This window comes from Parvularcula dongshanensis (genome assembly GCF_014199615.1).
In the GTDB taxonomy this organism is placed as follows: domain Bacteria; phylum Pseudomonadota; class Alphaproteobacteria; order Caulobacterales; family Parvularculaceae; genus Parvularcula; species Parvularcula dongshanensis.
In genome coordinates this window covers 316536-338582 of the sequence record NZ_JACHOB010000002.1, presented here as the reverse complement: position 1 = coordinate 338582, position 22047 = coordinate 316536, and the positions used below count along the sequence as shown (strand labels likewise).

General features: G+C 60.3%; 22 protein-coding genes and 1 tRNA gene. 7 read left to right on the top strand and 16 right to left on the bottom strand.

Annotation, left to right across the window (positions count from 1 at the left end; all coding sequences use genetic code 11):
• Position 1: 1 nt before the first annotated feature.
• The 6 genes from GGQ59_RS07355 to GGQ59_RS07330 all read right to left on the bottom strand — a co-directional run bounded on the left by GGQ59_RS07355 (position 2) and on the right by GGQ59_RS07330 (position 4200).
• Positions 2-1132, bottom strand: a complete 1131-nt coding sequence (locus GGQ59_RS07355) for a beta-ketoacyl-ACP synthase III (protein WP_183817134.1) — start codon at positions 1130-1132, stop codon at positions 2-4.
• 65 nt (positions 1133-1197) lie between these two features.
• Positions 1198-1416 carry a hypervirulence associated TUDOR domain-containing protein gene (locus tag GGQ59_RS07350; RefSeq protein ID WP_183817133.1) on the bottom strand — a complete coding sequence of 73 codons (219 nt, stop codon included), beginning with the start codon at positions 1414-1416 and terminating at the stop codon, positions 1198-1200.
• Between the two features lie 142 nt (positions 1417-1558).
• The gene (locus GGQ59_RS07345) at positions 1559-2218 is read right to left on the bottom strand and encodes a 50S ribosomal protein L25/general stress protein Ctc (protein ID WP_183817132.1); all 660 of its coding nucleotides are present in this window, start codon (positions 2216-2218) and stop codon (positions 1559-1561) included.
• 114 nt (positions 2219-2332) lie between these two features.
• Positions 2333-2860, bottom strand: a complete 528-nt coding sequence (locus GGQ59_RS07340) for a demethoxyubiquinone hydroxylase family protein (RefSeq protein WP_183817131.1) — start codon at positions 2858-2860, stop codon at positions 2333-2335.
• A gap of 9 nt (positions 2861-2869) precedes the next feature.
• Complete coding sequence (locus GGQ59_RS07335) at positions 2870-3475, bottom strand: disulfide bond formation protein B (protein WP_221400924.1); 606 nt, start codon at positions 3473-3475, stop codon at positions 2870-2872.
• 2 nt (positions 3476-3477) lie between these two features.
• On the bottom strand, positions 3478-4200 hold the full coding sequence (locus GGQ59_RS07330) for an exopolysaccharide biosynthesis protein (protein ID WP_183817130.1): 723 nt from the start codon (positions 4198-4200) through the stop codon (positions 3478-3480).
• An 85-nt stretch (positions 4201-4285) separates the two neighbouring features.
• On the opposite strand from GGQ59_RS07330, the gene GGQ59_RS07325 reads away from it, so the two are divergent.
• A tRNA-Leu gene (locus GGQ59_RS07325) sits at positions 4286-4372 on the top strand.
• A gap of 9 nt (positions 4373-4381) precedes the next feature.
• On the opposite strand, the gene GGQ59_RS15555 is transcribed toward GGQ59_RS07325, so the two are convergent.
• A complete protein-coding gene (locus GGQ59_RS15555) occupies positions 4382-5434 on the bottom strand; it encodes a glycosyltransferase family 2 protein (protein WP_183817129.1) in 1053 nt (350 codons plus the stop codon).
• Positions 5418-6191 (bottom strand): SDR family NAD(P)-dependent oxidoreductase, encoded by a 774-nt coding sequence (locus GGQ59_RS07315; RefSeq protein ID WP_183817128.1) that lies wholly within the window; start codon positions 6189-6191, stop codon positions 5418-5420. The genes GGQ59_RS15555 and GGQ59_RS07315 overlap by 17 nt, the downstream gene beginning before the upstream one ends.
• Positions 6192-6345: 154 nt before the next feature.
• On the opposite strand from GGQ59_RS07315, the gene GGQ59_RS07310 reads away from it, so the two are divergent.
• Complete coding sequence (locus GGQ59_RS07310) at positions 6346-7224, top strand: SMP-30/gluconolactonase/LRE family protein (RefSeq protein WP_183817127.1); 879 nt, start codon at positions 6346-6348, stop codon at positions 7222-7224.
• Here GGQ59_RS07310 and GGQ59_RS07305 read toward each other — a convergent pair.
• The 3 genes from GGQ59_RS07305 to GGQ59_RS07295 are packed head-to-tail and all read right to left on the bottom strand — an operon-like array spanning position 7214 to position 9809.
• The gene (locus GGQ59_RS07305) at positions 7214-8110 is read right to left on the bottom strand and encodes a phosphoglycerate dehydrogenase (RefSeq protein WP_183817126.1); all 897 of its coding nucleotides are present in this window, start codon (positions 8108-8110) and stop codon (positions 7214-7216) included. The genes GGQ59_RS07310 and GGQ59_RS07305 overlap by 11 nt on opposite strands.
• A 29-nt stretch (positions 8111-8139) precedes the next feature.
• Complete coding sequence (locus GGQ59_RS07300) at positions 8140-8844, bottom strand: acylneuraminate cytidylyltransferase family protein (protein ID WP_221400923.1); 705 nt, start codon at positions 8842-8844, stop codon at positions 8140-8142.
• Positions 8841-9809: a glycosyltransferase family 2 protein gene (locus tag GGQ59_RS07295; protein ID WP_183817125.1), complete on the bottom strand. Its 969-nt coding sequence runs from the start codon at positions 9807-9809 to the stop codon at positions 8841-8843. Before GGQ59_RS07295 ends, GGQ59_RS07300 begins: the two co-directional genes overlap by 4 nt.
• A 218-nt stretch (positions 9810-10027) precedes the next feature.
• Between GGQ59_RS07295 and GGQ59_RS07290 the strand changes: the two genes are divergently transcribed.
• Both GGQ59_RS07290 and GGQ59_RS07285 read left to right on the top strand, forming a co-directional pair.
• Complete coding sequence (locus GGQ59_RS07290) at positions 10028-11227, top strand: hypothetical protein (RefSeq protein ID WP_183817124.1); 1200 nt, start codon at positions 10028-10030, stop codon at positions 11225-11227.
• A 15-nt stretch (positions 11228-11242) separates the two neighbouring features.
• Entirely contained in the window at positions 11243-13534 is a 2292-nt protein-coding gene (locus GGQ59_RS07285) for a 6-hydroxymethylpterin diphosphokinase MptE-like protein (protein WP_183817123.1), read from the top strand.
• On the opposite strand, the gene GGQ59_RS07280 is transcribed toward GGQ59_RS07285, so the two are convergent.
• The 3 genes from GGQ59_RS07280 to GGQ59_RS07270 are packed head-to-tail and all read right to left on the bottom strand — an operon-like array spanning position 13515 to position 16521.
• Positions 13515-14552, bottom strand: a complete 1038-nt coding sequence (locus tag GGQ59_RS07280; protein ID WP_183817122.1) for a glycosyltransferase — start codon at positions 14550-14552, stop codon at positions 13515-13517. The two genes, GGQ59_RS07285 and GGQ59_RS07280, sit on opposite strands and share 20 nt — an antisense overlap.
• On the bottom strand, positions 14549-15742 hold the full coding sequence (locus GGQ59_RS07275; protein ID WP_183817121.1) for an ABC transporter ATP-binding protein: 1194 nt from the start codon (positions 15740-15742) through the stop codon (positions 14549-14551). Before GGQ59_RS07275 ends, GGQ59_RS07280 begins: the two co-directional genes overlap by 4 nt.
• Entirely contained in the window at positions 15739-16521 is a 783-nt protein-coding gene (locus GGQ59_RS07270; protein WP_183817120.1) for an ABC transporter permease, read from the bottom strand. Before GGQ59_RS07270 ends, GGQ59_RS07275 begins: the two co-directional genes overlap by 4 nt.
• Positions 16522-16709: 188 nt before the next feature.
• On the opposite strand from GGQ59_RS07270, the gene GGQ59_RS07265 reads away from it, so the two are divergent.
• Positions 16710-17750: a methyltransferase domain-containing protein gene (locus tag GGQ59_RS07265; protein ID WP_183817119.1), complete on the top strand. Its 1041-nt coding sequence runs from the start codon at positions 16710-16712 to the stop codon at positions 17748-17750.
• A gap of 14 nt (positions 17751-17764) precedes the next feature.
• Here GGQ59_RS07265 and GGQ59_RS07260 read toward each other — a convergent pair whose 3' ends face one another.
• Together GGQ59_RS07260 and gmd are read right to left on the bottom strand one after the other, a co-directional pair.
• Positions 17765-18739: a GDP-L-fucose synthase family protein gene (locus GGQ59_RS07260; protein WP_183817118.1), complete on the bottom strand. Its 975-nt coding sequence runs from the start codon at positions 18737-18739 to the stop codon at positions 17765-17767.
• Positions 18736-19773 (bottom strand): GDP-mannose 4,6-dehydratase, encoded by a 1038-nt coding sequence (gene gmd, locus GGQ59_RS07255; RefSeq protein WP_183817117.1) that lies wholly within the window; start codon positions 19771-19773, stop codon positions 18736-18738. Before gmd ends, GGQ59_RS07260 begins: the two co-directional genes overlap by 4 nt.
• A gap of 78 nt (positions 19774-19851) precedes the next feature.
• Between gmd and GGQ59_RS07250 the strand changes: the two genes are divergently transcribed.
• On the top strand, positions 19852-21213 hold the full coding sequence (locus GGQ59_RS07250; protein ID WP_183817116.1) for a hypothetical protein: 1362 nt from the start codon (positions 19852-19854) through the stop codon (positions 21211-21213).
• Positions 21210-22034, top strand: coding sequence for a 6-hydroxymethylpterin diphosphokinase MptE-like protein (locus GGQ59_RS07245; protein ID WP_183817115.1), 825 nt, complete (start codon positions 21210-21212; stop codon positions 22032-22034). The genes GGQ59_RS07250 and GGQ59_RS07245 overlap by 4 nt, the downstream gene beginning before the upstream one ends.
• The last annotated feature ends 13 nt before the right edge of the window (positions 22035-22047 follow it).

Genomic DNA, 22047 nt, shown 5'->3' with positions numbered 1-22047 from the left:
CTCAGACCGCCCGAACGATGACGGAGCCGGCGGAGTACCCCGCGCCGAAGCCCGAGATCACGCCGATCTCACCGGGCGAAAGGTCCGCATGGTGCAGGTGGAAGGCGATGATCGAGCCGGCAGACGACGTGTTCGCGTACTCGTCGAGCACCACTGGCGCCTCCTCCTCGCTCGCCTCGTGGCCGAGCACCTTCTTCGCGATCAGCTGGTTCATCGAGAGGTTCGCCTGGTGCAGCCAGAGCCGCGAGACCTCGGACGCCTCGACGCCGTTGTCGGCGAGGTGCTCGGAGATCATCGCGCCGACCATGGGCACGACCTCTTTGAACACCGACCGCCCGCGCTGCTTGAAGAGCTTGTCCGTGCCGGGATCCTGCCAGTCGATCACGCTGTCCGTGGCGGGGTCGAGGAAGCCCATATTGTTGCGGATGTTGTTCGAGAACACGGTCTTCAGCCGGGTGTCGAGCACGTCGAAGAGGGGCGCTTCGCTCTCGTCCGGCGGCCCGCCGACGATAACCGCGGTCGCGACGTCGCCGAAGATGAAGTGGCCGTCCCGGTCGCGGAAGTTGATGTGCGCGGTGCAGATCTCGGGGTTCACCATCAGGACCCGCCGCGCCCCGGTCGAAAGAAGCCCGATCGCCGTCTGGATGCCGAAGGCGGCCGACGCGCAGGCGACGTTCATGTCGAAGGCGAAGCCCTCGATCCCCAACGCGTCCTGGATCTCGACGGCGAGGGCGGGGTAGGGCCGCTGCATGTTCGAGGCGGCGCAGATCACCGCGTCGATGGACGACGGCTCGATTCCGCTCCGCGCCATCGCGTCCTTCGCCGCGAGGACGCCGAGTTCGGCCATGATCGAAAGCTCGTCATCGCGGCGGACTGGCAAGACGGGCCGCATCCGCTCGGGGTCGAGCATGCCCTGCCGGTCGAGGACGTGCCGCGCTTTGATGCCCGATGCCTTCTCAATGAAGGCCGCCGAGCTCTCCTCGCGCGGATCGTCGGGATGCGCGGCGTTCCACCGCTGGACCCAGGCATTGTAGGCTCCGACCAGCTCCTCATTGGTGACCCGCGCCTCCGGCGTGTGAAGGCCGGTGGCGAGGATGCGGGCGAGCGTTCGGCGCGAGGAGGGCGCGGACATAGAACCTCAGGCGTGACGGGGGCCCTTTGTGCGCCGCGCTCCCGCCGCTGACAACCGGATGACGGTCAGGCCTTGTTCAGCTCGGAGTGGCTCTTGAGCGCCGCGCCCCCGTCGTCCTGCTTCACGTAGTAGGCTGGGTTGTCCTCGTCGGCATTGCGGGTGATATCCTTGCCGTCGATCTTGCGGGTCACCTTCTCGGTGTTGCTCTTCTCGACCTTGCCGGTCGCCGTGCCGTTGCCCCAGCTCCAGGACACCTTGGTCCCCTTGTTGTAGGTCTTGGACATGCTCGTTTCCTTTCCAGGCGAGCGAACAGGCTGCCTTCGAGGTGGTTCGCCGCGTGGGGGAAACGGTCGCAAGGCCTGAAACGCGAAGCGCCCCGCGAGGGCGGCTCGCGGGGCGCTTGAAAGAAAGGCGAGAAGGAGAGGCTTACTCTTCGTCGCCTTCAATCTCGGCGCCTGCAGGGCCTTCGGTCACTTGCGTGTCCGGCGTCTCGTCCTCGTCGTCGGCGGCCGTGACGGCGCGCGGCGCGATGATCGTCGCGATGGTGAAGTCGCGATCGGTGATCGTCAGCTCGACGCCCTTGGGCAGGCTGACGGTCGAGACGTGGATGACGTCGCCGATCTCGGCGGCGGCGAGGTCCACTTCGAAGAACTCGGGGATCTCGGTCGCGGGCGCCTCGACCTCGATCTCGTGGCGGACGACGTTGAGCGTACCGCCCGACTTGAGGCCGGGCGAAGTCTCGTCGCCGACGAAGTGGACGGGAACCGCGACCGTCACGCGGGTCCGGGCGTCGACACGCATCATGTCGACATGCATCGGCAGGTCCTTGACCGGATCGACCTGGATCTCCTTGCCGATGACCTGCTGCTCCTTGCCGTCGACGCTGATCTTGGAGAGCACGTCGATCAGGCGGCCGGTCTGATAGGCCTTCAGGACCTGGTTGTAGCGCAGCTTGATGTTGGCCGGGCCCTCGCCGCCGCCGTAGAGGACGGCCGGCACCCAGCCGTCACGGCGCACGGCACGGCTGCCGCCGGTCCCGGCGCGCTTGCGCAGTTCACAGTCGAAAACGGTGGCTTCGGTCGCCATGACAGCCTCGGCAGGTTCGGGCGCCGCGGAACACGCGGCCAGCCTCGTGACAAAAAATGAGCGCGGGCGATAGCGGCGAAGCCCGCGGGTTTCAAGTCCCGCCGCGCTAAAGGCCTAGACCTTCGTCGTCACCCGGATCGCCGCTCGGCATCCCGCCTTGATAGCGGCGCTCAGGAGCCGGTAGCCCGGCGCCTGCTCTGCACCCTCGGCGATCGCCGTATCGTGGTGGCCGAGCTCGTCCTCGCGGAACTGAAGGAAGGTGCCGCGCAGCTCGGGCTCCTGGTCGCCGAGCTCGTCCGCCTGCTCTTTGTAGTGGCCCTCGATCACGCTTTCGACCGCGCTGGTGCAGGCCATGGCAGCCTTCTCGCCCAGGAGCGCGGTGCCCGCGCCGAGCGCGAAGCCGGCGGCGTTCCACAAGGGGGCGAGGAGGGTGGGGCGGACCCGGCGCTCGTTCAAAAGGCCGTCAAAGGCAGCGAGGTGATGCTGCTCGCCTTCTTCCATCTCCTGCAGAAGGGCAGTCATCCGCGCCTTGTGCGGCAGGCGTTCGAAGACGGCTCTTTGGCCCTGATAGATCGCGACCGCACCGTACTCTCCGGCGTGGTCGACGCGGAGCATCTCGGCGGTGCGGCGACGTAGCAACATGGCGAAGAGCTAGGCGGCGAGGGGGCGTGCGTAAAGGCGCCGCGCAAACGCGACGCAGGCGAGCAGGCACACCGCCGCGAGCGAGGCCGAGGCGAGCACGTTGTAGCCCGCCATCGACACGCCACCGAGGCGCCAGGCCGCTTCGGAGCAAGCGGGGCCTCTCGGGCCCGGCGCATCAAGCCCGGAGAGAAGATCCCCAACGCTCGGTCCGTCCCCCAAACCCGTCGCGGCGCAACCGGAAGGCCCTTTCCAGAATCCCCACTCGACCCCAGCGTGGTAGGCTGCGAGCCCGGTGGAGAAGAGGTAGACCACGCAGAGCGCGCCGAGCCCGGCAGCGACGACCTTGGCCGCCCCCGCCCTCGCGAAGAACAGCATGACGCCTGCGACGGTGAGAGCAGCCCAGTGGACCTCGCGCTGCTCAAGGCAAAGCGCGCAAGGGGCAAGGCCGCCGAAGCGCTCGAAGGCGTGCGCGCCGGCGAGGAGCGCCCCGCTGGCGAGGGTGGCGATGCCGAGAGCACGCATCGGGGTCAGGGGCGTCGAGGCGGCCATGGCGGCACGCTGCCGAGCGCGCTCCTCGCGCGAAAGGTGCCCAAGCGTCGCGCGGCCGCTCGTCACCCTCATCCCCCGAAGGTGCCCGAGACGAGGCCACGCGTGAACTCCTTGACGATGGAAGTCGCCTCCGCCCCGAGGAGGACGAAGATCGTGACCAGGAAGACGACCCAGGCGAGGCCGAAGACGAGCCCGGCGAGGGTCAAAAGGCCGTCCTTCTCGAGAAGGCCGACCGAGACGATCGCGACCCCGATGCCGGGGGCCGTGTTCGACCCCGGAAACGGCATGAGGATTGAGATCGTGGGGACCAGAAGCAGCGCGCCGACGATCCTGAGCCCGGCGCCCTCGACCACGGCGGAAAGCCGGGGTCTCGCGAGGCGCTCGATCCACCCGATGTAGCGGTGAACGCGGGTAACGGACGCTTTCATCCGCTCGACCGAGAAGCGGCGTGCCCGCAGCGAAGCGGGCAGCCAGGGCCTATGGGCGCCGCGCGCGATTTGGAAGGCGACCGCGAGCATGGGCAGCGAGACGACCTGCGGAATGCCCCAGAGGAAGGGAATGCAGCAGGGTAGGGCCAGGACCAGAAGGAGGAGGCCGAAGCCGCGTTCGTCGAGGCTGTCGAGCACGCGGCCGAGCGAGACGTCGGCCTTCCCCTCGACGGCGGCCGCCTTGTCGAGCGTCAGAAGGATCAGGGCGGTGACGTCCTCAGGCTCACCTGCCCCGGCGGGCGCCTCGTCTTCGTCAGATCGCGCCGCGTCGGTCGAGAGCATGTCGTCATCGTTCCTTGTCACCGGCCCGCCTTAGCGGCGCCGCAGCGATCTGCCTACAACACCCCTATCGACAAGGCGTGACGTTCGGTTAAACGATGATCGCCTCGCGGGTGTGGCGGAATTGGTAGACGCGCCGGACTCAAAATCCGGTTCTGGTGACAGAGTGTCGGTTCGAACCCGACCACCCGTACCAAAACGACGTCTAACTTCGTGCTGGCGTACGCTGCTCGAACTGCACGCTTGCGTTGTTCCAGACCTTGGGAGAGCGTCGTAGGACGGCTAGAGGCGACCACGTAAGTGCGCGTGCAACTCGCCACCACGGTACTGCATCTGCATGAAGCGTTCTACGCTCCGAGAGGAAGGGATCAGCGCCGCGAACTGCGTCGCGGACGGCACGCAGGTAGGCGTTTCCCTGACCGTGACGTGCGGTTTGAAAGACGAGTAGCAAGTTGAGCAGAATGTGTGCTGGGAAGGCAACCAGCAGAATTGGGAGAGGAGTATTGCGTAGGAATACCCAAATACGGTTTCGATGACCGTGGTACACTGTGAACGCTGAGTGCCGACCGCTAATTCCGGAGCCCTCATGTGCGACGATTGCATCCCTGAGTTGAACGCACCGACCACCTGCTAGCCGGTGTCGGTACCCGAGGTCGACGTCCTCGCCGTAACAGAAGAAGCGTTCTTCGAAACCGCCTAAGTCAACGAATGTCTTGCGACGCCATAGAGCTGCAGCGGCGCAAGGCGCAAAGACCTCTCCTTCCGGAAAAGATCCCACGCGCCGTTGGCCGAACCCGCCACGGAACGGCTGCCCTGCCACGAAATAGGCGTCTCCCAGACCATCGATCTGGTCCTCCACGCCCGCTGTCAGCTGAGTCGAACCAAACGCATCGACACCGGGAAAGCGTTCCATTCCCGATCTCAACTCCGCGACCCACCGTGCATCCGGGTAAGCATCCGGGTTCAAGAAAGCTATCCATTCGCTAGCTGCGTGCCGTACGCCGAGGTTGCATCCTGCCGCAAAGCCCAAATTGTCGTCCGATCGAACGAGACGGAAGGGCGATTTGACAACTTCTTGAGAGTCATCAGAAGAGGCATTGTCTACAACGATGACCTCGAAGTGCGGATCGCTTTGCCGCGCCAATGCTGCAAGACATCGTTTCAGGCGACACCCTGCATTATAATTAATGATAATTATGCTGAGAGACGAGCACGAGATGGCGCCTCGTACCTGTTGGCGGTCAAGTTCGTCCTGCATCGATTATAAAGAACTGGCTTGTGATCATCCGACTGTCGTTCGAACTCAGGAACAGGATTAGGTTTGCGACGTCGCTGGGTTCTATCCGACCCTTCAGAGCGACGCGTGTTGACCATTCTGCTTCTGCTTCGGGCGTGAGCCAGGTCTCGAGTTGACGTTCAGTGGCCACCCAACCTGGTAGGACGGCGTTCACGCGGATTCCTGCAGGCCCGTACTCGTTCGCCAGCGCCTTTGTCATTCCCAAGAGTGCTGACTTGGCCGTAATGTATCCCGGCATGTTCGGGAACCCTAGCAGCGCATTGATGGAAGAGATGTTGATGATCGCCCCACCACCGGCAGGTATCATAAGCTTCAACGCCGCCTGTGCGCCGAAGAACGCAGCATCGACGTTGACGCTGAAGTTCTCGCGCCACCGTTCCAACGTGACGTCCATTGGGTCATGCCGGGCATCGTTGGCAACGTTGTTTACGAGAACGTCAAGGCCGTTGCGATCCTCCGCGAAGGTACGGATCGCCTCCGCTAGGGCGCCCTCGACTGTCACGTCGACCGGCGCGAACCACGGTTCGTTCCCAGTCGCCGCTTGAACCCGACCGCACAACGCCTCCCCGGCGCGCACATTCTTGTCGACAAAGCCGACCAGCGCCCCTTGGCTCGCGAACGCCTCAACGGCCGAACCGCCAACTCCCGTCGCGCCACCGGTGACGAAGACCCGTTTGGCAGCTAGGCTCGGATAGTGGGCCGTTAGAGATTTCGTCATTCCATCGTCCCGCTGCCCTCCAGAGACAGTCGATAGACCACATGCGCACGCGGCTGAAAACCCTAGCGAGAAGCATCGAACCGGTTGATATACATTCGACTGCGTGCCGCACCAGCGCGGGGGGGGGGACTAGTAATTGTTTGACGTACGGCTAGTGTACACGATCGAAAGTGGCGATACGCTGGGGGAAGGCGTGTTGTGGCGCGATACGGACAACACGGTGTGGTGGGCCGACATCATCGGTAGGCGGCTGTGCAGAGCTTCTTGGCCAGACCTTCGGATCAAACGTTACTCAACGCCGTATCGCCTCTGCGCATTCGCGTTCTTGGACGGCACCGAGGATCGCCTTCTGTGCGCGTTCGACGAGGGCTTCGGCATTTGGGACCTCGAAGAAGAGAGCGTGGCTTGGATCTCGCGGCCAACGGACATAGGAGCCGGCCTCCGGCTGAACGACGGGCGTGTCGATCCGAGCGGTCAGTTCTGGGCCGGTTCCATGCACGAAGGGTCGTTTGCGGGCAACCCGTCGGGAAAACTCTATCGCCTGAACGGGAACGGGACGATCGTTACCATGCGTCGAGGTCTCGCGATCTCGAACGGTCTTTGCTGGTCGCCGGACGGGAAGACGGTCTATCATGCGGACTCTGGGACAGGTACGATCGTACAAGCCCATTTCGATCCGTCATCGGATCGCCCACCCGACTGGGAAATCTTTGTAGAAGTCGAGGACGGCTCGCCCGACGGTGCGGTAACGGACAGCTTTGGGCGTCTTTGGGTCGCATTGTGGGGGAAGGGGGCCGTGGCTTGCTACTCGCCGGGTGGGGAGCATCTATGCGAACTCGCTGTCCCTGCGCCGCATGTGACTTGTCCCGTATTCGGAGGCCCAGGCTTCAGGCACCTCTTCGTAACGAGCGCACGACGCGATCTATCGGCCGCCCAGTTAGAAAGTTGGCCTCTCTCCGGAAGCGTGTTCGTCTACGAAACCGATACGATCGGCATGCCGAGCGACCGCGCGGCACTCTTACTCAATTCTTGAGGAACTCGGCCATATGCTTGATCGCGGTTCGGCTTACGCGCCGAACGGCGTCTACCGTGTTTGATCCATTGTGTGAGCCGAAGATACAATCGCCGTAGGTACGTAGCGGACTCTCAGTAGGCAGGGGCTCCGTTTCGAAGACATCTAGAGCCGCTGCTGCGATTGCACCCGACTGCAAACCCCTGTGGAGCGCCTGCTCCCGAATAATAGGACCACGAGCGACGTTCACGACAAAAAGTCCCCGTTTTACGCGGTCGACGATTTTATCGTTGAACATGCCGGCCGTATGCACGTTCAGAGGGCAAGTAAAGATCAAGAAGTCGAGCGTCTCGATCGCTTCTGGCCACACAGCCGCTCGTACTTCGAGGTCGGGGACGGCCACGAAAGCTGGGTCATAAGCAATGACCTCCATTCCGAACGCCAAGCAGCGACGAGCCGTCTCGCGCCCGATATCGCCAAATCCGACGATACCACAGCGCTTGTTCCATAGAGACACGCCAGCAGGTTTCGGCCACCCACCCGCTCGCACCTCTCGGTCGATCCGGTATAGAGACCGAGCGAGACCAAGGACGTAACCTGCCGCGACGTCCGCGACTTCGCGACCGAACACCCCCGGCGTGTTCGTGATTGGAATGCCTCTACGTTCGAAGGCTGCGAAGTCGACGTTATCAACGCCAACGCCCCACTTCACCGCCGCTCGTAGCCGACTGCCTCCTGCGTCTAGGACGCGTTCGGATGCAGGATCGTCTCCGATGATCCAGCCGTCATAGCCGGGCAGGAGATCGATCAACTCATCTTCGCTTAGGACCTGGGTCACGTCGCCTGGGCAACCTTCGAGCCCTGCGGCGTCGAAGTCATCGCCGAACTCCTCAAACAGTCGAAGCATGGGCGGACATGTGACTAGCACACGCGGCTTCATAGCAACGCCTCCGATGGGGCGGGACCACGCAGTAGAAGGCTTTCCGCTAAGTACCAGTCTGACCTTTCGTCAATGTCGACCGACTCCAACGGAGGAGTACGGTACAAGAGAGGCTTCAGTCCAATGCGTGCTCCGGTCTTGGCGAAGCTCTCGCGGCTGAAGAGGTAGGCAACGGAGTTCTCCTCAAAGTAGGGTTCGAGGTCCTGGGTCCGGATCAAATCGTTCGGGTCGTGATTGATCGGTGTACCAGCACCAGTATAGAATCGTGTTTGTAAGCGGTTGACCGAGAACAAACTATCGGCCCTTTTAGTGGCCAGCGCCTCTTCGTACTGATCGATCATGTCACCGATCGTGGCGGCCGAAAGAAGGGGATTGGTGGTGTGGGTCATGAAGTAGGCGTCGCCGCCAATAGCGTGTACATCGTCCTGAAGAACCAAGTTCATCGATACGAAGTCGCCACGAAGATCAGGCCGCCGTTCGCGTAGAACGATGCGTTCGTCTGAACCGCCTTCCAAACCGGCCGCCGCAAGCTCGGACAACGCATCGGTGTTGATCACGACCCGGCTGATGCGAGGCTCTTCAAGCAGAGCATCTAGGATCCAACGGAAGAGCGGTTTGCCAGCAATCGGACGGAAGTTCTTACCGCGAACCCGCTCGCTGTTAGCCTTCATTGGTAGGAGGGCTGTCACGTCGAGGCTCATGATTGCACCTCGATGCGACCAGCATCAAGCTGTGCTGTACTGGCGGCGCGTTCGCCAGTCGCAACACGTGGATAGTAGTAGGCCTCCTGTTCGGCGCGCGACAAGCGCCGGTTCTCATTGTGGCCCTTGTAGGTGCCCCAGAACTGCGCAGCGCGGAATTTCACCGTACTGAGTAGTTCGTTCAGCAGCCGCTTTTCTCGACGAGCTTCGATCCAGTCGTGCCAGACGCCAGCGGCGAAGTACCTAAGGCTGTCACGTCGCCCCACATGGATGTTCGGCATGATGTCACGTAAGGTAAGCGCTTCGCGGTAGTACCGATTTCTGGTCTGACGAAGCGTCTCGTCATGAATGTGGTAGACAGGGGCTTCAGCGACGTAGCCGACCTCGTAGCCAATGGTGGTCAGATGCTTCGCGAGCACCATGTCCTCTAACCCCGTGCACTGCTCGTCAAACCGATGATTCTCCCATATTTCTTTCAGGATCGCCGCATTCGCGTTGTTGCAGAAGAAGCCATCCTGCGGAACCTGGCTTTGTTCCGGAAAGTACTTCGCGAAGATCTGCTTCTCGGAAAACTTCGTCGTGTCGTGTCCGACCTGCCGACCATACACGTAAGCCGCATGTCCTTCGCGCAGCGGCGCAATCAGATTCGCTAGCCAGCGGTCATGTGTCGGGATGCAGTGGCTTGAGATGAAGACGAAGATCCGACCTCGAGCCGCTTCGCACCCCCAATTCAGACTGCGCCCAAAAGTAAAGCGATGCTGCGGGATGGTCACGACCTCCACGCCATTCGCCTCGGCGATATCGACCGTTCGATCAATCGAGCCACTGTCCACCAAAATGGTTTCGACAATAAGGCCATCCGTCTTTTGACGTCGGCATGCATCAAGCGCGGCGCCGAGCCAACGCTCCTCGTTGAGAGACCGAAAGATAATCGATACGTCAACCGGCTCGCTGGCGCTCGTCATGTGGATTGCCCTTCATGGTCGGACCGTCGCGGACACTATGCGAGGCGGTTTGCCGAGGCAACGCGGGCCTGAGCGGATTGAACCGTAGAAAACTAAATTGGTTGTAGGATGCAGGGTGGCAGGAAGCGGAAATGACACGTCGGGTATTCGTCGTCGGAAACGGACCGTCCTTGCGCCACGTCCCGCGAGAGGGGCTTCTGTGCGAGCGCTGGATCGGCATGAACGCAGCCTACCGGGCGTGGTCACAGGAACAGTCGTGGCCGACTTACTACGCTTGCCTGGACCTTGTCGTCGGTTTGTCCCACGCGTCGGCCATCACCGATATGGTCGAGCAGGCTGGGTCGCTGGGCATTGAGCAATTTCTTCTCCGTCGAAACCTGCTCGACGCTGCGCCTTCGATCCGCCGTTCGGACAAGGTGCTGTGCTACGATGATCTTCCAAAAAGTGGCATTCTGGCCCGCTGCCGGCCGGTGACGACTGGTAGTCATGCTGCCTTGTGGGGTGCCGAGTTGGGCTACGAAGAGGTTGTGCTTCTCGGAATCGACGGCCGTTACGTCGAAATGCTTCCGCAAGCTAAGCGCGAAGAGGGGATAGAACTCCGGATCCAACGTCAGGCGGCGAATCCGAACTACTACTTTGATGAATATCAGCAGGTTGGAGATCGCTACTGCGTGCCCAACCCGGGTGGGGGGACACATGCGATCGCGTGGCGCCGCGCCGCGCGCGCGCTTGATCAGCGCGGCGTGACGGTACTGAACGGCTCGAAAGCATCGGCTATCGACCGTTTCGAGACCGCCAAGGTTACGCTCGTCGAGGGGCGGCTGGACGTAGCGAGGTTAGGTTGCATGCCGCCGGGCGAGCCGCCAGCCGAAAGGTCGGATCCGCATGACCGGGTAACCGCCGAAACGGTGTTGAGCGCTCTCGCTCCTGCTTGGTACGGCCGCCTTTGGGATCCGCGCGGCATCGCGAGCCGCCGGCTCGCGCAACGGTTCGGCTGGCGGGTGCTCGAACAGTTGCCGAGTTCTTCGGATGCCTTGCGATGGGATGTCCTGGAGGCCGCAGACCCCGATGACCCCAACGAAGATTTTGGGGGGGTCGTCGTTCGCGGCGGCGGGGCCAATGCTGCGAGTTTAGCCCAGCAACTCGATCAGAAGTGGGATTTAGTCGCCGTCCTGAGGCGGCAAGGAGCGCGCGTCCGCCTTGGGGCACCGGACGGTTCCCCTTTGGCGCCGCAGGACGTGCTGGTGGCCCTACGCGAGCGGTGGCCGCCGATGCCTTCGTACGCGTCCGCTCTCGAAGTCGCCGCGCGTCCACCACACCGCCGTGCCGCAGCATTTCGACGCTTCCGGTCGTGGCGGAGCCGCGCGGCGCAAAGAGTCCGATCGCTGGTCCACGTCTTCGCAGCGGACAGGTCCTAGGTTAGTCGTCCCAACATGACCAAGGAAACCAAGCTGCGCTCAGAACTCGCGACCTACGAAGCACTTAAGGCGGAGTTGCCGCTGCAAGACCCGATATACCTGCCGACGGACAAGCTGCCTCTGGATGAGCAGATCAACGGCCTCAGAAGGGTTCGGGACCTATACCGGTCCGGCCTGCAACAGCATCGCGACTCGCTTCGCTTGCTCAAGCGCCGGTATGAAGGCTGCCCCCGCGCTTTCATTATTGGAAATGGACCGAGCCTCAATCAGACCGATCTGTCGAAGCTGGCTGGAGAGGTGACCTTCTGCGTCAACGGCTTCTTCCTTAAGGCGCTCGAACTCGACTGGACCCCGACGTTCTACGTCGTGGAGGACCACCTGGTGGCAGAGGATAGGGCCGAAGAAATCAACGCCCTGACAGGTTCGATCAAGCTATTCCCTGCCTCTTTGCGATACTGTCTGGATGAGGGACCGGACACAATCTTCTTCGATCATCGCCCGCGGCCGAGCTTTCCCGACGGCTTCGATTTCTCGACGCAGGCAGACAGAGTAACCTACACCGGCTGTACGGTGACGTTCACCTGCCTGCAGATCGCTCACTGGTTGGGTTTTCGTGAGCTTTACCTCGTGGGTGTAGATGCGAGCTACGCTATTCCTGGCGACGCGAAGAAATCCGACGCATATGGGACCGGCGTCCTCGACATGGTGTCGGATGACCCGAACCACTTTCACCCTGACTATTTCGGAAAGGGATACCGCTGGCACGATCCGCAAGTCGGTAAGATGCTGGAAGCATATGCAGAGGCGAAGCGGGTCGCAGACGCAGCAGGCAGGCCGATCCGAAACGCAACGGTCGGCGGCAAGCTCGAAGTGTTCGAGAGGGTCAATTACGACGACGTGCTGGTGACTATGCCCGAGAGGCAGCGGCGCGGCACTCAACAAACGGCGCCGCGTGTGCTTGTGCTTGACGCCGTTCCGTTCGGTCAGGGGACCGCGACGGGGGAACTCAAGGCGTCCTTGTTCGAGGACTGGCCATCCGATCGCCTTCTAGCGCTGTCGGCCGAGGGGCAGAACGATGTCGCCATCAGCCAAGACGGCGACACCAGGATCGCGTCGGGCAAGAACGATGTCCTACGCGCGGTTCGAAGGTTCTCGCCGGACGTCGTTCTCTACCGTCCGGTTCCCGACAAGCCGACGTTCGCCCGAACCGCCAGCGCCATACTTGCCGCCACGAAGGCGCCCTTGGTGACCTGGATCGTTGACACTTGGCAGGATCGCCTCGAACGAACCGATGCCGTTGCAGGCCGAAAAGTTGATCGAGAGCTGCGTGTCCTGTTTGCCAATGCGAGCCGCAACCTGGTGATCAGCCAGGAAATGGCAGATGATTTCGCAGCACGGTACGGTCGAGAGTTCTCGCCTTTAGCCAACGGTATTGTTCCGTCGGACTGGGCCGACTTCGTTCGGGAAGAACGTCCGTCACGGGCTGCTTGTGTCATTCGTTACGCGGGCGGGCTCGCTCCCGACATGACGCTCGGAACGTTGCTGACGATAGCTGACGCCGTCGAAGAGCTAGGAGGCGACTTAGACGTTACCTTCGAAATAAGGACCCGCGAACACTGGCTGCGAGAGCAGGGCGCTGCGTTCGATCGCTACCGCTACACGAAGGTCGTCCGGGCGGACATGTCGGCCTCGGCGTACCGGGCGTGGCTCGCTACGGCTGATATCGTCGTCATCGCTTACGATTTCGGCGAGCCGGCGCGATCCTACGTACGGCACTCGCTGGCGAATAAGCTTCCGGAATGTCTCGCATCGGGGGCAGCGGTGCTAGGCGTCGGACCTTCCGATTTTGCCACGATCAGGGCTCTACTCGCGGCTCCCGGTACAACGGTGGCGACGAGCCCGAAGGACGTATCAGCCAAGCTGCAAGAGCTGGTGCGAAACCCAGCTGCCCGTGAGAAGCAAGGAGAAGCGTCGAAAGAGTTCGCCCTCGATGCCTATGACATTGCCTTGCGGCGCGCGCGCTTCGAAGTGATCTTGCAGGACGCAGCCTCGTCGCCGCCACGCGGCGCCGGTGGGGATCTGGCCGCGCTAGCTGAAGGTCCTGTTTCCGTTCCTGTTCCTGTTCGTAGGTTGGTGACCTTCTACGCCGGGCGCCGCATCATCGCACCAACATTTGCGGTGAGTCTGGCGATGCTTCCTGCTCTGCCTGGACTGCAGGGCATCCCCGGTGCGCAGTTCGGACCCGCCTTGGCCATAGGTTTTACATTCGCGGTCGTCGGAAATTGGGTCAGTCAGTTGCGTCGATGAGCATCAAACTCGACAGACGAGCAGCAACGTTTGGCGCCGTAAGGACGACCTCACTCTCGGAAGCTGGATCCAAGAGCAAAGTTGCGTCAACGAAAGGGGCGTCTCCTCGGACGGTTTCGTCTTGAGTGCTCAGGCATACTGGGCCGGCTTCCGACAATACGGCGCGAATCTTCTTGACGTCGTCTTTGTAAGTAAAGACTGGGAGCCGGATGACATCGCTCCCGTCCACAACGTCCTTCCAAGGCTCTTTATAGGTCTGATGGTCTTTGCGGCCCCTGGGGCCGTACTGCAGGAGGTGAAACTTAGTAAAGCTTGCAAGGGACGTCGCTCGTGCGACAGGTCCGACGCGAGCTTTCAGAACCGAGTCGATCTCGGAGAAACGCCGTCCAAAGAGGTTCGCCGTCTTCGTGTCTGCCGCCCAAACGACAAGCGATAGGACCTCTTTGGTCATGGTAAAGCGGGCGCCCGCCTCGTAGAGGCGACACCATAGGTCCCAGTCCATTACATAGTGTAGATTATCACCAACGCCACCTACCGAGCGAACCGCTCCCGACCGGACGAAGCAGGACGGTTGCGAGATGATATCGTCGCGGTAAAGACGATCGGAAGGGGGTTTTATTGCAGGATGCACACCGATGATGTGACCTTGATCGTTCGCGATGAGGCTCTGGCCGTAGAAGACATCGGTCTGCGGCTCCGCAACGAAAGCGGCTGCTACGGTAGCGAGTGCGTTGGGCGACAGGCAGTCGTCGGCGTTCAACCACCCTAAAACATCAGTATCTAGAGCTTCCCAGCCTTCATTGATCGCAGCGGACTGCCCCGCGTCGGGCCCGTGACGCCTATAGGCGATTAACGGTGCGTAGCGATCGGCTAGCACGTGAACCCTGCGGTCATCACTCGCGTCACATAGCGCAACCTTCACCGGAACGGGTTGTGCCGCTAACGACGCGAAGGTGTGGGCAAGTCGAGGCTCGAAGCGCGGCCCGTGCGGAATGGTGATGCCAAACGTTGATGTCATGCCGTCTCGTTCTCAACTAGCGACCACCGCGATTTCGGATGGAGGAGGCCCCAAGACCCGGTCCCAGATTTTGCGATCTCGAGATCGGGTAGAGGGGTCCGGTGAACGAGTTCGGCACCGTCCCGAATGGCGAGAACGGCCTTGTATTGGCCTCCGCCTAAGGGGAGGGGGGCTACGGCTACGTGTATCGTTTTAGGATGACCTGGTTCGAGCGCAGCCAGTGCGCCAGAGCTGGGATCGGTAAAGTCCGCAACCTTCTGTCCGTCCTGGGTGTACAACAGGACGGACGCTGCCAAAGCGACCGGCGGTCTCGCGACGGTGATATCCAGATCCAAACTGAGCGGTTTGCCGAAGCCGAATACGTCGCGACTCCAGCGTCCTGATGCTGCCGTGACCGCTTCGGTGTTCTGGAGCACGGGGCCGGACACCGACCCGCCACGAGACGCAGCGCGTTGAATGCTCTCGTAGTAATCAATCCCCGCATCAACACTGCCATCGTAGACAATCTTCCCACCGTCTATCACGAGTGCACGGTCGCAGAAGTTTGCGGCCTGGCTGAGCGAATGAGTAACGAAGATCGTCGCGGTCCGACGTTTCATTCGCTCAAGACGACCAAGGCACTTATTTTTAAATTGAAGATCGCCAACGCCGAGCACTTCGTCGATTAATAAGATGTCCGGCTCAGTGTGGACTGCAATGGAGAATCCAAGTCGGAGTTTCATTCCTTGACTGTAGCTGCCGAACGGTGCGTCCAAACGCTCACCGAGTTCGCTAAAAGATAGAATATCGTCTGTTCGTTCGCGGACCGTTTCGACGTCTAGACCACGCAAGACGCCCACGAGCGCGACGTTGTCTCGCCCCGATCTTGCGGGGTCGAAGCCTGTCGTAAGGTCGAAGAGCTCTGTGACTCTGCCGCGCGTCAGAGCGCTGCCTGCATCCGGCAAGACATGGCCGGCTATTATGCGCAGCAGAGTCGACTTACCTGCACCATTACGGCCGAGAATCGCCACTGCCTCACCCCGGGAGACACTGAAGGTAACTTTATCCAGGGCAGTGAAACCGTAGAAGGAGGTCTCAATCGACCTGCCGGTTAGGCGGCCAACGATGCGCCTCGCATTGTGACGACGCTGTGCAGCCAAGCTCAATCCGAACAGCTTTCGGACATGCTCAACCTCAATCAAAGTGGTCATGAGGCCGCTTCTCTCAGGACCGAGCCTAGAGCTCCTGTCACCCAGAAGCCGAGGTAGGTCGTGCCAATCGAGAGGGCGCACAGAGTAACGATAAGCGTGAACGGCACGCCGTTGCCTAACAAGCAGGCACGAGTTTCAGCGATGATGAGCGCGAACGGGTTTGTGTTCATCAGCAAGTCTGACGTCTCGGGGCCGAGCGGAAAGACAGCGAGGCTGAAAAAGATTGCATATCTGAGGATAACCGTCGCCGCTTCGTAGAGGTCGGGAAAGACGAGAAAAGCAGGCAGAAGAATAATCCCAATACCAAGACTAACAATACCTGAAGTGACGATTAGGGCCAACCCCGCAGGTACATTCTCGAGTTCTATCGAGCCGTAGGAAAGAACGAAGGGGAGTGCGAAGGTTGCTCGGAGGGCGAAATCCAGAAGAACGCCGCCTGCTCCAGTTGCGATGATTCCTATGGGCGTGAACTGAGTTGTCCCGAGTAGCGACCTCTTCCTTCGAAATGTCTGTACAGGTGACATCAGAAGTTCGGAAAGGTAGAACCATAGGATCGTACCGATACCCACGTAGACGACCGGATGCACCCCCTCATCTCCGCTGGGAAGAATCATGCGGAGGAATATGAATGCGGAGATCGGCAGGATCGGTCTGACGACAGCCCAAAAGGCAGAGAAGGCGGTGCGGCGGTAAGGCGACACAAAGTCTTGCCAAACCAGATAGGCGATCCGATCCCATGAGGTGAGCAGCGACGCTGCCGCCATCTTAGCCGTTGTCATGACGACCTGTTGGTTGGATGCTAAACGCGAGGTTCCAACCCCATAGCCGATCGGTTCCGTAGGTCTACCCCACGGGCAGAGATGCGTCCGCTGGGCTAGGATGAGATTCAGTGAGGAGCACAGAAATGCGACAGGGTAGAGCCGGACGGTCTGCGTTGAGTTCGTTCAACCCCCAAGACGTCGCCTCGATGCGCACGTTCTTAGCGAATGCGACTAACGCCAGAGGCGACACACGTCCGGATCGTCTTCTGGCGATCTTCGCTGCGCTCCGTGCGAGCGCTGAGGAGGGCACCTGGCACAACGTCGCCGGGCTCAAGGCTTTCCTCCAGGATATTGCCGATTGGAACCCGTACGTCCCGCCATCTGTCGCGGCGAGGGTTGGGCAGCCTTCGCCTCGGTCCAAGCTGTCGTTCCAAGACGCGTGGCGTAGCGCGGGCTTGGCGATGCGCGATGAGCGCATCAAGGTTAGCGACCTGGAGGCAACGATCCGGGCGGAACCGCTAGTCGCCGAACAGTTTGCGAGGCGGAACTTGCACGACCAGCACTACTACTACTCCAAGTACCTGGAGTGGCATATCAGCATAACGGCGCTGGCTTCGCTGCCTGCGCGTCGTGTCGTTGATCTCGGTGCTGCCTATGACGGGTTCGCGCGCGTTGCCCGGGTCGGCGCGCCTACGGCTGAGATTATCATGGTCGACTTGTGCTTCCCAACTGGTCTTCATGCAAAGACTGAGGGGATCGTTCGCTACGGCACCGACGCGGCGGACTTGTCCGAATTAGAAGACGCTAGCATCGATCTCGTTGTCAGCCACAACGCATTCGAGCACTTCATGGGCGGTGCGGACGCTGCCGCCATCACCGAAGCGGCTCGCGTTCTTCGTCCTGGAGGACAACTTATCATCACACCGTTCTTCGCGAGCGCTTATCCGAGCGTTACGATCCAGCCCTTCTCCGCCTTCGTAGCTAGTAACGACGCGGCGCTTGCGGACGCGATCGAGGAGGAAGCCATGGCGGACGGCGTTATTGTCAGGTTCAATCATCAGATCATCAGCCCGTTCGCACGAGGGTACGACTTCGCCACCTTCTCATCGCGGCTTCTTCCTGCGGCTGGGAACATGACGCCGATGTTGCGCCGGGTGCGCCTTGAAGCGGACGCGTCAGGCGGCGCTCACGTCGCCGACGGAATTACTGTAGACAGTCTAGTTTTCACACAGGGGGTGCCAATCTAAGGCGTCTAGATATATCAGCGGCTGGCGAAAGTGCGGCGTCCGCCGGATAGGCTTTCACCAACTTCAGCCAAATAGTCATTCCATGTGGTTACCAGCCCGTCTCTCAGCTCGACTTTAGGCCTCCAACCAGTGCGGAAGAGGCGAGTGACATCGGTCAGCTTCCTGGGTGTGCCGTCAGGTTTGGATTGGTCGTAGGTGATCGGACCATCAAAACCAGCGACGGCAGCGATGATTTCCGCCAGCTCGGCTATGGTGATGTCCTTGCCGGTTCCCACGTTGATCGGAGCGTCGTCTTCGTAATTCGCCATCAAATGTACGAGGGCGTCGGCACAATCGTCGACGTGCATAAACTCCCTACGAGGGCGGCCCGTACCCCAAACGGTGAATGGTTTGCTCTCGCGGCGAGCCTCTCTAACGCGGTTGAACATTCCAGCAATGACGTGCGAGTTCTCTGGGTGGTAATTGTCGCCGGGACCGTAGAGGTTGGTTGGCATAGCAGAGATGAAACGGCAGCCGTACTGGCGCTGGTAGGCTTGGCACAACTTGACCCCTGCAATTTTGGCGATGGCGTACGACTCGTTTGTGGGCTCAAGCGGTCCCGTTAGTAGTGCGTCCTCCGTGATTGGCTGGGAAGCGTGTTTTGGGTAGATGCAAGTTGATCCTAGGAAGACGAGTTTCGACACGCCCACAAGCCGAGCGGCCTCAATCGCATTGGTAGCTATCATGAGGTTCTGAAACAGAAATTTCGCGGGATAAGTGCTGTTGGCGTAGATGCCGCCGACCAGTGCGGCTGCGACGAAGACTGCATCCGGACGGGCGGAGGCAAACCAATCCAGAGTTTGGCGTTGGTCCGTCAGGTCAAGTTCGTCCCGGCGCGCTGTCAGAACCTCGCAGGACTCCGCCCCGAGCCTACGCACGAGCGCCTTGCCAACCATTCCCCGGTGTCCAGCGACGTAGACCTTCTTACCTGCAAGGTCGAAAATAGTCATCTGCGGGCCTCGACAAGGTCTGCTGCAACCATCTCCGCGACGAGTTCCTTCAGTTCGACGGAGTGTTGCCAATTGAGTTCCCGGCGCGCCTTGGACGGATCAGCGATCAGCAGATCAACCTCGGCGGGGCGGAAGTATCTCGGATCGATTCGCACGCGGACTTCCCCCGTTTCTGCATCGCGGCCGATCTCATCGACACCGGTGCCTGTCCATTCAATCCGACGGCCCGTCTCAGCGAACGCGAGTTCGACGAAGTGCCGTACGGTATGTGTCTTCCCAGTCCCGAAGACCCAGTCCTCAGGCGCAGTGTGCTGAAGGACGCGCCACATCCCTTCGACGTAATCGCGGGCATGACCCCAATCTCGCTGGGCGTCCAGGTTACCAAGATAGAGGATGTCTTGTCCGCCAGCTGCGATGGTGGCGACCGCCCGGGTGATCTTTCGCGTAACGAAGGTCTCACCGCGAAGGGGACTCTCATGGTTGAAGAGAATGCCATTGGCGGCGAACATGCCATAGCTCTCCCGGTAATTCACCGTGATCCAGTATCCATAGAGCTTCGCTACGCCGTAAGGAGACCGTGGATAGAACGGCGTGTTCTCGGACTGAGGAACTTCTTGGACCTGACCATAGAGTTCTGAGGTAGATGCTTGATAGAAGCGAACTTTCTGTGTCATTCCGAGAATACGGATTGCTTCTAGAAGCCGCAGAACACCAATGGCATCTGCATTCGCTGTGTATTCTGGCGTCTCGAAACTAACCTGAACATGGCTCTGCGCTCCTAGGTTGTATATCTCGTCCGGCTCAACCGTCTGAATTAAACGAATAATGCTGGTTGCATCTGTTAAATCGCCGTAATGCAAGACGAAGCGTGGCTCGTTCTCGTGAAGATCCTGATATATGTCGTCGATCCTGCCTGTATTGAAGGAAGAGGACCGCCGTTTGATGCCGTGGACGGTGTAGCCCTTTGACAGCAGAAGGCGCGAAAGGTAGGCGCCATCCTGACCCGTTACCCCAGTGATCAAAGCAGTTTTCATACAAATCGAGCGTCCGTGTGATCTGTTGGGTGACGGTCTAGGCGGCGCTTACGGGTTAGCACAAGAAGACGTTGTTTCATGATCTCGATCGTATGGTTCGGCCGCTTTTCCGGTTTTGGCGGCTTGGCCGATGCTGCCTATGGTTACGTTGAAGCTTGTCGTGCGACCGGAATCGATACGATAGCAGTCGACACCCTGACGAACGACGTGGTGGGGCCGCATTCACGGAAGGTGAGCGTAGTAGCTTCGGACGGTAGGCTGACGATCAGCGCGATTAGACCCCAACACAAGATCGTCGTCGTTTGTCACGACTCGCCGCAGTTCCTTAAAAAAGTTGAGTTCCGCGGCGCGGTTAGGCTGATCGGTTTTGTTGTGAACGAGACTGCTACCTTCTCGCCACGCTGGGCTTACGATCTCATGGACTGCCACGAGATATGGACCGCATCGGACTTCAACGTCGACAATCTTTCCGCAGCCGTTCCGCCCTTCATGATCCGGAAGGTCCCTCACGTTCTTCCGACGCATCTGTCTTCCTTCGCTTCTGCAGGTCCGATCGATGCTGACGAGATTAAGTTCGGCATCGTCGCGTCACGACCGGAGCGGCGACGTATAGGTCAATGCGTCAGAAGTTTTCAACGAGCGAGGCGGGAGGGTGGTATCCCGTCGAACGCGCGCTTGATCGTCAAGACTTCAGAAGGTGGGCGAGAGGAGGTTGAAGAAGTTCTGCGTACCGCATCGCTTGACGGCGATGTTCTAGAAATATCGAACAATGTCGATCTGATCTCGGCAAGGTTCACCCGGCAGGACGTATGGGAATGGCTATCGACTATCGACGTCCTCGTGAGCAGCGAGTGGGGGAAGGGATGGGATTTGCCATCGTTCTATGCGCTCGGTATGGGTAAGATCTGCGTCGCGACTGGCTTCGGCGGGAACCTGGAGTACATGACGACCGAAAACGCGGTCTTGATGTCACCTGACTATTACGACTTCCCTGATCCCATGGAGGCGGTGAACGTCGCGCTCTACGTCGGGCACAAGGCAGCATACGTCCGCGATGCGACCATGACGGCGGCACTCGGTGTCGCTTATGGGCGTTGCAAAGACGGTTCCGCGCCCGCGGATCTGCGCTCGTTCAGTCCCGAAGTCGTTGGAAGCCATATCTGTGACCTTGTCGATCAGTATGAGCCGCACGATTACTATGAGGCGGGGGCGCCCCGTGTCGTCGCGGAACGGTTTCGCAAGGGGGGGGCATCGATCGCGCCCGAACCTTCGAACTTGCCTGCGCCAGTATCGCTCGTAGCGCCCTCAACGACCGTGCTCCCCCAGCCAAGCCCTGCTGAAGAGCGCCCGCTTGCCCACTTCTTTGCAAAAGCTCTTGAGCGTAGGCCGGTGCTCTACAGGTCCGCGCAAGCAGTCTATCGAATGAGCCTGAAACGATGACCAATTCCATCTACGACGATTTCATTCAACGTAGGCGTAGGCGTGTCGGTACTGAAGGAGAGATTGACCTCTCATCTACGGATCGTGAGCGATTGGCGAGTTTGGCTGGGAAGTTCTCTGGTCAGAGGATTTTCATCGTCGGAAATGGACCTAGTCTAAATAAGATCGATTTCGAGAAGCTGCGTGGCGAATATACCTTTGCTGCGAACCGAATTTACCTAATGTTCGATCGGACGTTGTGGCGCCCGACTTTCTACACAGCGATCGACTGGAGAGTCACGCCCGATATTCGCGATGAGATCATCGCAATGGAAGGGATCGAATATCCTATTTTTCCGACCCGCTACAAAGGTTTCTTCGATGAATTAGGCGATCCTTTCTGGTTCAAGTTGCGGGGCGGCGGCCCTCGGTTTTCCGATCAGTTCAGCCATGATATCCTGAATGACGGCGTTGCCGGACGTGGGTCGGTGCTGGTTCAGGCAATCCAAATAGCGTTCTACTTGGGCTTTAGTCCGATATACCTCGTCGGCGTCGACGTCAGCTACCGCGTGCCGAGTACCGTCATTCAGGAAGGAGGAGACCGGTTTGGCACTGGGACGCAACTGCTTCTGACCAGCACGCAGGATGACGACGAAAATCATTTCGATCCGCGATACTTCGGTGCAGGCCGAAAGTGGCACGATCCTAATACGGACGAAATGATCAGGGGGTTCGTTGCATGCCGCAAGGGGGTTGAGTTCTATGGCGGCAAGTTGCTGAACGCGACGGTGGGCGGCAACCTCAATCAGATCCCACGCGTGGATTTCGATAGCCTATTTTAAGTTGTGATTGGTT

Coding starts and splice junctions, on each gene's coding strand:
- GGQ59_RS07355 (WP_183817134.1), bottom strand. CDS start 1,132: ATGTCCGCGCCCTCCTCGCGCCGAACGCTCGCCCGCATCCTCGCCACC.
- GGQ59_RS07350 (WP_183817133.1), bottom strand. CDS start 1,416: ATGTCCAAGACCTACAACAAGGGGACCAAGGTGTCCTGGAGCTGGGGC.
- GGQ59_RS07345 (WP_183817132.1), bottom strand. CDS start 2,218: ATGGCGACCGAAGCCACCGTTTTCGACTGTGAACTGCGCAAGCGCGCC.
- GGQ59_RS07340 (WP_183817131.1), bottom strand. CDS start 2,860: ATGTTGCTACGTCGCCGCACCGCCGAGATGCTCCGCGTCGACCACGCC.
- GGQ59_RS15555 (WP_183817129.1), bottom strand. CDS start 5,434: ATGCAGGACGAACTTGACCGCCAACAGGTACGAGGCGCCATCTCGTGC.
- GGQ59_RS07315 (WP_183817128.1), bottom strand. CDS start 6,191: ATGACGAAATCTCTAACGGCCCACTATCCGAGCCTAGCTGCCAAACGG.
- GGQ59_RS07305 (WP_183817126.1), bottom strand. CDS start 8,110: ATGCTTCGACTGTTTGAGGAGTTCGGCGATGACTTCGACGCCGCAGGG.
- GGQ59_RS07300 (WP_221400923.1), bottom strand. CDS start 8,844: ATGAGCCTCGACGTGACAGCCCTCCTACCAATGAAGGCTAACAGCGAG.
- GGQ59_RS07295 (WP_183817125.1), bottom strand. CDS start 9,809: ATGACGAGCGCCAGCGAGCCGGTTGACGTATCGATTATCTTTCGGTCT.
- GGQ59_RS07290 (WP_183817124.1), top strand. CDS start 10,028: ATGAACGCAGCCTACCGGGCGTGGTCACAGGAACAGTCGTGGCCGACT.
- GGQ59_RS07285 (WP_183817123.1), top strand. CDS start 11,243: ATGACCAAGGAAACCAAGCTGCGCTCAGAACTCGCGACCTACGAAGCA.
- GGQ59_RS07280 (WP_183817122.1), bottom strand. CDS start 14,552: ATGACATCAACGTTTGGCATCACCATTCCGCACGGGCCGCGCTTCGAG.
- GGQ59_RS07275 (WP_183817121.1), bottom strand. CDS start 15,742: ATGACCACTTTGATTGAGGTTGAGCATGTCCGAAAGCTGTTCGGATTG.
- GGQ59_RS07270 (WP_183817120.1), bottom strand. CDS start 16,521: ATGACAACGGCTAAGATGGCGGCAGCGTCGCTGCTCACCTCATGGGAT.
- GGQ59_RS07265 (WP_183817119.1), top strand. CDS start 16,710: ATGCGCACGTTCTTAGCGAATGCGACTAACGCCAGAGGCGACACACGT.
- GGQ59_RS07260 (WP_183817118.1), bottom strand. CDS start 18,739: ATGACTATTTTCGACCTTGCAGGTAAGAAGGTCTACGTCGCTGGACAC.
- gmd (WP_183817117.1), bottom strand. CDS start 19,773: ATGAAAACTGCTTTGATCACTGGGGTAACGGGTCAGGATGGCGCCTAC.
- GGQ59_RS07250 (WP_183817116.1), top strand. CDS start 19,852: ATGATCTCGATCGTATGGTTCGGCCGCTTTTCCGGTTTTGGCGGCTTG.
- GGQ59_RS07245 (WP_183817115.1), top strand. CDS start 21,210: ATGACCAATTCCATCTACGACGATTTCATTCAACGTAGGCGTAGGCGT.